Origin of the sequence: Nostoc sp. CCY 9925 (assembly GCF_963920935.1) — a bacterium.
Classification (GTDB): Bacteria; Cyanobacteriota; Cyanobacteriia; order Cyanobacteriales; family Nostocaceae; genus Nostoc.
The window spans coordinates 1-1,719 of record NZ_CAWUDO010000267.1 but is presented as its reverse complement, the minus strand read 5'-3'; the positions used below and the strand labels follow the sequence as shown (position 1 = coordinate 1,719).

General features: G+C 40.4%; 1 pseudogene. It reads right to left on the bottom strand.

What is annotated here, in order from left to right:
* Positions 1–1,669 (bottom strand): annotated as a pseudogene (locus tag ACM0OY_RS40310) (ATP-binding protein); the annotation flags it as partial.
* Positions 1,670–1,719: the final 50 nt, after the last annotated feature.

The window sequence follows — 1,719 nt, the reverse complement described above, 5'->3', positions numbered from 1 at the left end:
CGTCCAGATTTAACAGAGAGGTGCGAGGGGTAATATCCTCCATCGACTCTACCAAGATACTTGACAAAAGTCTTATGGCAGCTAATTTATAGGGATCGGTCATTTGAGGTAGATCGACTAAATCCTCAATTTGCGTTCTACTCAAAATTGCCGCAGTTTCCCCTAGTGCTTGCCCAATATCTGACGCGTTCGGTTCTTGAGGAAACTCCACCCCTAACAGCTTTAAAACTTCTAGTCCCGTATTAACTGCTTCTAGCAGCCTGTTCTGCCCCATGTAAGCTTGTATCTGGACTTCATACACTTTAATTTTGTCCAGCAGCGTTTTGGCATGATTTTGGACTATTTCAACAAATCTCTGGATTGTTTGAAAATCACCACTTAAAAAAGCTGCCTCTGCTGCTTCTGAGTATAGTGATAGTGTCAATTCATATTGACACCTCCAGCTTTCTTCTGTTAACAATCCCAAACCAACTTGCAAATATTTGATCGCAGAATCATGTGCTGTAGCTGCTTTTGCTCTTTGTCCTGCTATGAAATTGAGTTGGGCTAGTTCATATTTTTCTGTTTCGGATATTAGTAAATCACTACCGTAGTTGAGTTGATTAACTAAAGCAAATATATTTTCTTTGCGTTCTTCTAATGTAGTATTTTGTAGCAGTAATTGACCAATTTTTAAGTGCGTTGCTTTTTTCTCTGGATCGGGAATCAGAGAATATGCTGCTTGCTGCACTCTATCATGTAAAAACTTGTAGTCAACTTTGATATCCGTTAAGGTAATACTGCCTGATTCTTCCTGACCAAATACTAAAGGAATTTTGTAATCTTGATTTAATGGCAGAATTAACCCAGCTTGCAGGGCAGACCATAATTGTGCCGCAGTAGTTAGAGGTGATGCTTCGTTAACGATCGCCAATACATCTAAATTAAACGTATTGCCAATACAAGCAGCGAGTTTAAGGACTTTCTGTGTCTGTAGTGACAGTTTGCGAATATTTCTTGCTGTTAGTTCAACAACATTCAAGTCAGTAATACCGATCGCTTGAATATGTTGGATATCCCACTCCCACACTCCTGAATGGAATACGTAGGTTAACAAGTCTTCTTGATGTAGAGTTTTCAGCAGTTGCGTTAAGAAGAATGGGTTTCCTGCACTTTTGTGGAACAGTAATTCTGCTAGTGGCTTAGTGTATTCTGTGTCATTCAACGTATCGCTAACTAACGCTTCCACATCCGTTAACTGCAACGGTGACAGAACAATGCTATTTACCACTGCATCTGCTGTTTGAATTTTGTGCAAACCGATCATCAGTGGATGGGTGGGTGAGACTTCGTTATCGCGATATGCTCCAATTAATAATAGATATTGGCGATCGCTATCAGTCATCAATAGCTCAATTAAGTTCAACGATGCCGAATCTGCCCACTGTAAGTCATCAAGAAACACAACCAAAGGATGATCTTGGGTTGTGAATACTCCAATGAATTGCCCAAAAACGCGATTGAAGCGATTTTGAGATTCAGCCGCACCGAGTTGTGTTACCGATGGCTGAGTCCCAATAATTAGTTCGACTTCTGGAATCACATCGATAATCACTTGCCCGTTCTCACCCAACGCAGTTAACAGTTTTTCTTTCCATACCTGCATTTGGGCTTCACTTTCAGTGAGTAAGTAAGTCGGCGGGGAAATTTATAACTATGTAACGAAAAGTTAACCGTAGA